This window comes from Anaplasma marginale str. Florida (assembly GCF_000215485.1).
In the GTDB taxonomy this organism is placed as follows: domain Bacteria; phylum Pseudomonadota; class Alphaproteobacteria; order Rickettsiales; family Anaplasmataceae; genus Anaplasma; species Anaplasma marginale.
Window position 1 is genome coordinate 1 of record NZ_AFMS01000076.1, and the last position, 6,744, is coordinate 6,744.

Here is a 6,744-nt window from a genome sequence, read left to right on the forward strand (position 1 = left end):
AAACTTGTGAGCATCATGGTCCCCAAAGACGTTGGTGACCGCGAAGAGCTAGCGAAGAGTTGCGGGTTTGGCTGCGCTGAAGATATGGTAAACTTTGCCACCGAAAGCCTAAAGGGCCGTTTTGCCTTCATGAGCGATGCTCTGATGCGTAAAGAGTTGTTTGACCATATGGAAACAATCTACCAAGGCCAAGTTCCGGAATCTGTGGTGTCTCAAGAGTCCGCTAGGATTAGGCGTGAACTTGCCCCGAGCGAGCTTGAAGCCATGGGGGAAGATGGCATCTTGAAAGAAGCTGAGCGGCGCGTGAGGCTGGGTATGCTGTTGATGAAGGTTTCTCAAGATAACAACATCGCCGTGGAGGCACGTGACATTTCGGCGTTTGTTCAGTCTAACTATCTGAACTACGGGGCAAGTTTGGAGAGTGTGCTCAAACTTTTGAGGTCTAATCAGGGAGTTAGAGATCACATAAGGGGGAAGGTGCTTGAGGACAAGGTGGTCAGATATATGGTTGCCAAGGCCAAGAAAGAAAGGCAGAATGTGCCCGCCGGAGATCTAAAGTCGCTTTTCGAGAGTATCTAGAGTTTTGCTGGGAGCTGTTGGTCCTGGTGCTTTGTGGGGGTTTGAGAGGGAAATTATGAACTTAGTACCGATGGTGGTTGAGCAGACCAGCAGGGGAGAGCGCGCGTATGATATATACTCCAGGTTGTTGAAGGAGAGGATAATATTCATAACCGGCACCGTGGAAGACAATATGGCCAGCCTCATTGTAGCGCAGCTCGTGTTTCTCGAGGCTGAAAATCCCGAGAAGGACATATCTCTATACATAAACTCTCCCGGGGGAGTGGTCACCGCGGGCCTGTCTATATACGACACCATGCAGTATATAAAGCCTAAGGTATCCACATTGTGCTTGGGCCAGGCGGCGTCTATGGGCGCGCTGCTGTTGGCAGGTGGGGAGCCTGGTATGCGATATGCACTTCCAAATTCTAGGATAATGGTGCACCAGCCTTCTGGTGGCTTCCGCGGCCAAGCTACTGACATAGAAATACATGCCAGGGAGATATTGGAGATCAAACGCAGGCTGAACGAGATATACGTCAAGCATACTGGAAAATCCCTTGAGGAAATAGAAAGCAGCATGGAGCGCGATAACTTCATGGTTGCGGAAAAGGCCAAAGATTTTGGTATAGTCGACAAGGTGATAGACAAGCGGGGAGGGGAGCAGATATAGGAAAGATGGATGTCAGAGGCTAGAAAAGGCGCCTATAGCTGCTCGTTTTGTGGAAAGCTTCACAGCGAGGTGAGGAAGCTCATAGCTGGGCCTAGAGTTTACATCTGTAACGAGTGTGTAGAGCTCTGCAGCGGGATATTGCAGGAAGAAGGCAGGCCCGCGAGGCAGGGTGGGTTTGACCTAAAGCCTCCGGAGATAAAGCAGGTGTTGGACGAGTACGTCATAGGGCAGGAGCACTCCAAGAAGGTGCTGTCGGTTGCCGTCTACAACCACTACAAGCGTCTGCGAAATTCTGGAGTCATCAGCGAGGTTGAGATATCAAAATCCAACGTGTTGCTGATAGGCCCAACTGGCTCGGGGAAGACCTTGCTCGCACGTACGCTGGCGAGAGTGTTGCAGGTCCCATTTGCCATGGCGGATGCCACAACGCTGACCGAGGCCGGGTACGTTGGTGAGGATGTAGAAAATATTCTGCTTAAGCTATTGCAAGCTGCCAACTTTAACGTGGAGGCGGCACAGCGGGGCATTATATACATTGACGAGGTCGATAAAATCTCACGGAAGTCGGAGAATGCCTCAATAACCCGCGATGTTTCTGGGGAAGGAGTCCAGCAGGCATTGCTGAAAGTGATCGAGGGCACCGTCTCTTCTGTTCCACCTCAGGGCGGCAGGAAGCACCCCCACCAGGAGTTTATACAGATAAACACTGATAACATCCTGTTCATTTTCGGTGGGGCGTTTGACGGCCTTGAGAAAATTATTGAGGCGAGGAATCGCGGCAGCTGTATGGGCTTTGAAGCAAATGTTCAAAAGATCGCCGATAAACGCAAGGACATTTTGTGCTATACTGAACCTGAGGACCTCGTAAAGTTTGGATTGATACCAGAGTTTGTCGGGAGGATACCGGTTGTCACCTCCCTGGGCAGGCTGGACGAGGAAACCCTTTATCGCATATTAGTGGAACCAAAGAACTCTTTGGTTAAGCAGTATACTAAGCTATTTGAAATGGACAACCTTGAGCTGAAATTCGACAACGCAGCTCTCTTAGCTGTTGCAAAGAAGGCTGTTGCTCGGAATACTGGAGCCAGAGGATTACGGGCCATTATGGAATCTTTGTTACTCGACTTCATGTTTAACCCTTTAGGCTGCGAGGGCGGTAAGGTTGTTGTCGACGCTGCCATGGTTGAGGATGTTATGATGAGCAGAAACTGTTTTGAGAGTGGCTAGGTAAGGTGGGGGTTCTTTATGGAAGAGAGTAAGGTTTTGTCGCTGCCTGTTTTGATGCTGCGGGACACTGTAGTCTTCCCCAGGGTCGTCATGCCCCTTTCCGTAGGTCGGGGTAAATCTGTAAGTGCCTTGGAGCATGCTGCCAAGAATGATAGTTGCTGTAAAATTCTACTCCTAACGCAAGTGGATGGCTCCATAGACAACCCGAGTAATGATGATCTGTACAGGGTTGGCACAGTCGCAGATGTGGTGCAATTGCTAAGGCTTCCTGATGGAGTGTTGAAGGTTCTGATTAAGGGCGAAAACAGAGCCAAGGTTCTGAATTTCATCGATGGTGATGATTTTTTGAGCGCGGAGGTTGAGGTTGTTGAGGATGATGAGAGCATAACCATAGACAACAAGATAGAAGCGCTGAAGCGTTCTGTGCTGAAGGAGTTCGATATATGGCACAAGCTCAGCAAAAAAACCCAGTCTGAGGTTGTTGCCTCCGCATATGAAATAAAAAAACTAGGGCACCTGTCCGATATTGTTGCATCCCACCTCACCATCAGCGTTGAAGATAAGCAGAAGGTGATGGAGGAGTTTTGCGTCGTCAAGCGCCTAGATATGGTTTTTGGCCTCGTGAAGCTAGAAATTAGCGTGCTTAATGCCCAAAAGAAGATTGATGATAGGGTAAGGTCGCAAGTTGAATCTACCCACAAGGTGTATTACCTAAACGAACAGCTCAAGGCCATACAGCGCGAACTGGAAGAAAGCGACGGTGCTTGCTGTGATAGCGACTCCGCGAGTGAGTTTGAGAAGAAGATAAACACCGTGTCTCTTTCTGAAGAGGCCAGGGAACGCGCCTTAAGCGACCTTAAGCGCTATAAAAAGATGAACTTGATGTCGCCTGAGGCTAACATCATTTCCAGCTATCTCAAGTGGCTGCTAGATCTCCCCTGGGGCAAGTTTAAGAATACCAGGATAGACATGGAGAATTCACTGAAAATTCTCAATGGGAACCACTATGGCATGGACAAAGTAAAGGAGCGGGTTTTGGAATTTTTGGCTGTCCTCAAAAGGGTGAAAAAGCCAAAAGGCCCGATTATATGCTTTGTTGGGCCTCCAGGTGTGGGGAAGACTTCACTTGCGAAATCTATAGCAGAAGCCACTGGGCGCGAGTTTGTCCGCGTATCCCTGGGTGGTATCCATGATGAGTCCGAAATACGTGGGCACCGCAGGACGTACGTTGGGGCAATGCCTGGGAAGATCATCAAACAGTTAAAGCAAGCGAAAACATGCAACCCTTTGTTTTTGCTAGATGAGATTGACAAGGTAGGATCTGATTATAGGGGTGATCCAACCGCCGCGCTGCTTGAAGTGCTCGATCCGGACCACAATAAGCACTTTGTGGATAACTATCTGGAGGTCGAGTTTGACCTTTCTAATGTGATGTTCGTTGCAACTGCAAACAGCCTTAATATGCAAAAGCCGCTGCTGGATCGCATGGAGGCTATACAGCTATCTGGTTACACCGAGGAAGAGAAGCTGCATATAGCTAAGTCACACCTGATTCCCAGCCTGCGCAAGGAACACGGTTTGCGCGACAAGGAGTGGGAAATCTCCGATGGGGCGATTTATGATCTCATGAGGTTCTACACCAGAGAGAGCGGAGTCAGGAACCTGAAGCGGGAGCTGGCTTCTCTTATGAGGAAGGGAATGAAGGAGATTTTAACTGATAAAACTAAGACCGTAACCAGCCTGTCTATAACCTCTGACAACATCGGCAAGTATGCGGGAGTGCGTAAGTATGATTTCGGCATTATAGAGAAGGACAGCCTGGTTGGTGTGGTCACAGGCCTTGCATACACCGACACCGGTGGGGACCTGCTTACTATAGAGTCTGTAACCATGCCGGGTAAGGGGGGCGTGAAGTATACCGGAAAGCTTGGCGAGGTTATGCAGGAATCTGTAAAAGCGGCCTATAGCTACGTTCGATCCAGGTGCGTAGGGTTTGGTATAAAGTCTAGGGATTTTCAAGTCAATGACATACACATCCACGTTCCCGAGGGGGCTACCCCCAAAGATGGGCCATCTGCCGGCATTGCGATGTGCACTTCTATAGTCTCACTCATGACGGGTATCCCCGTGAAGAATACCGTAGCTATGACCGGCGAGGTTACACTGAGGGGTAGGGTGTTGCCCATAGGTGGCTTGAAGGAAAAGTTGCTGGCCGCGCTGCGTGGTGGGATTACAACTGCTATAATTCCTAGCCAGAATAAGAAAGACATTATCGAGCTTCCGGAAAGCGTCACTCGGTGCATGGAAATAGTGCTGGTCTCTAGCGTTGATGAGGTGATACAGGGCGCCCTCATGGGCAAGATTGTGCCGTTGAGCGAGGATGAGGTGTTTGTAGACAAGGTCCCCAGCGTTGATGAAGGGGGGGACTGCACCCTGTTCAACTAGGAGGCGGTTGTGACGCACACGGCCGCGTTGCCGTGCTGTTGGTGCTAGGTTGCGGTGTGCGTGGCACGTTGCATATGTTTTGGTAGTGTTGTGGGTGGTGCCCAGGCTCTCCACGCGCTTGGTGTAGAATTGTGTGACGCGGAGTGTGCGCGGTTTCCGTGCGGATCTTTGTGTTGTGGGTCCGGGGATGCCGGAGCCTTGTTCGTGTAGGTTTACGGTGTTGGCTTTATAGCCTGTGCGCTCGGCTGGCGTGTGTGCATGTGGTTGAGGGTGCTTGACCGGTGGTTTTTGGTCCACTAGAACCGGAATACTCGTTGTAATTTGCGTGCGGTGTCGTACAATGGGCTAGTGATGGGGCTGTAGCTCAGGGGTTAGAGCAGCTCGCTCATAACGAGTTGGCCGCAGGTTCAAATCCTGCCAGCCCCACACTCTAATCAGGCTTGCCGGCTTCTGTTGCGTGTACGTCTCCTCTGGGAGCTATGGCCCAAAATTGCGTGTCCGGCCTTTAGTTGTGGAGGTGTTGTGAAAGTAATTTTCATGGGATCTTCAGAGTTCTCTGTGCCGACTCTCGAATTTCTAATAGGCTCTCAGCATGAGGTTTTAGCTGTTTATACCAAGGCCCCAAAACCTGCGGGCAGAGGGCATCTGTTGACGAAAACACCAGTGCATGCCTATGCAGATGCGCATAATGTTCCCGTTAGGTCACCAGCGTCGCTTAGTTCTGATAGCGAACGGGACATAATTGAAAAGTACATGCCTGATGCCATAATTGTGGCCTCCTACGGAATGATCTTGCCGCGGTGGATGCTTGAAGTTCCCCGCTTCGGGTGCATAAATGTCCATCCCTCCCTGCTGCCTAGGTGGAGAGGCGCAGCGCCGATGCAACACGCAATATTGTCCGGAGACGCGGTGACCGGGGTTACCATAATGCAGTTAAATGAGCGACTGGACGCCGGAGATATCTTTTTGCAGGAAAGCACGCCCATAGGTAGCCGGGAGAACATTGTCGCGCTGAGCGAGAGGCTATCAAGCATGGGTGGTAGAATGCTCCTTAAAGTGTTGGATAATTTAGATACCATGAGGTCCGTAAGCCAGGATGATGCCGGGGCCACCTATGCCGCGAAACCCTCAGAGTTCTGTGTGAATTTCAACGATGCCGCGGATTATATATGTCGGCAGGTTAGGGCATTTTACCCGAGGATGTTTTTCTTTTTGGACGGTAAGCGAGTTAAACTTTTGGAAGCCGATAACTACGAGCTTGCCGGGGCGCAGATCGGTGATGTAGTAAATGACGAGCTACACATACAATGTGGGAACGGCACCGTCCTCGCGCCGAAGATTGTGCAACCAGAATCAAAAAAGCCCTGTGACATACGCAGCTTCCTACGCGGGTTTCGAGGTTGTGTGTCCAATGTGTTGCAACGGTAATCAGTCTGTTCGCATCAGTAGTGTAACCTCACAAATGGTTATGCTACACAGAGAGCATGGCCTGGCGCGTACCGATTCTTGATCAGTGTGGTATAAAGCTTGGAAGGGGCGGAATTGACAATTTTGCCTTTCTGCAATAGCATTGGGGCCATTGATTAGTGTTATCCGTAGCTATGGGTTACGTTATTGCGGCCTTTTACCGCTTTGTCCACCTGCACAATTACTATGACATGAAGCCTGTGATTTTGGAGTTTTGCTTGTCACGCGGCATTAAAGGAACTGTGATTCTGGCCGAGCAGGGCATCAATGCGACTATAGCCGGAAGCCGCCAATCCATAGGGGAGTTTTTTTCTTTTTTAGACTCGGATGACCGGCTGCGTGGCATGAAATATCACGAGAGCCACTCCGATAGA

Annotated in this window: 5 protein-coding genes, 1 tRNA gene and 1 pseudogene; all 7 read left to right on the forward strand. The window is 50.2% G+C overall.

Annotation, left to right across the window (positions count from 1 at the left end):
- The coding region (locus GAC_RS02075) for a trigger factor (RefSeq protein WP_037349254.1) at positions 1-579 on the forward strand (579 nt) is incomplete at its 5' end.
- Between the two features lie 55 nt (positions 580-634).
- Positions 635-1,231 (forward strand): ATP-dependent Clp endopeptidase proteolytic subunit ClpP, encoded by a 597-nt coding sequence (gene clpP / locus GAC_RS02080; protein WP_010267227.1) that lies wholly within the window; start codon positions 635-637, stop codon positions 1,229-1,231.
- A 9-nt stretch (positions 1,232-1,240) separates the two neighbouring features.
- Positions 1,241-2,458 carry an ATP-dependent Clp protease ATP-binding subunit ClpX gene (clpX, locus tag GAC_RS02085; RefSeq protein WP_010267228.1) on the forward strand — a complete coding sequence of 406 codons (1,218 nt, stop codon included), beginning with the start codon at positions 1,241-1,243 and terminating at the stop codon, positions 2,456-2,458.
- A gap of 18 nt (positions 2,459-2,476) precedes the next feature.
- A complete protein-coding gene (lon, locus tag GAC_RS02090; RefSeq protein WP_010263197.1) occupies positions 2,477-4,903 on the forward strand; it encodes an endopeptidase La in 2,427 nt (808 codons plus the stop codon).
- A gap of 353 nt (positions 4,904-5,256) precedes the next feature.
- Positions 5,257-5,329 (forward strand) — tRNA-Ile (locus GAC_RS02095).
- 96 nt (positions 5,330-5,425) lie between these two features.
- On the forward strand, positions 5,426-6,331 hold the full coding sequence (fmt, locus tag GAC_RS02100; protein ID WP_010263215.1) for a methionyl-tRNA formyltransferase: 906 nt from the start codon (positions 5,426-5,428) through the stop codon (positions 6,329-6,331).
- Between the two features lie 173 nt (positions 6,332-6,504).
- Positions 6,505-6,744, forward strand: a pseudogene (locus GAC_RS02105) (hypothetical protein); the annotation flags it as partial.

What these genes read in the sequence shown, in the direction of transcription:
- clpX (WP_010267228.1), top strand. Translation starts at nt 1,241, where the DNA reads ATGTCAGAGGCTAGAAAAGGCGCCTATAGCTGCTCGTTTTGTGGAAAG.
- lon (WP_010263197.1), top strand. Translation starts at nt 2,477, where the DNA reads ATGGAAGAGAGTAAGGTTTTGTCGCTGCCTGTTTTGATGCTGCGGGAC.
- clpP (WP_010267227.1), top strand. Translation starts at nt 635, where the DNA reads ATGAACTTAGTACCGATGGTGGTTGAGCAGACCAGCAGGGGAGAGCGC.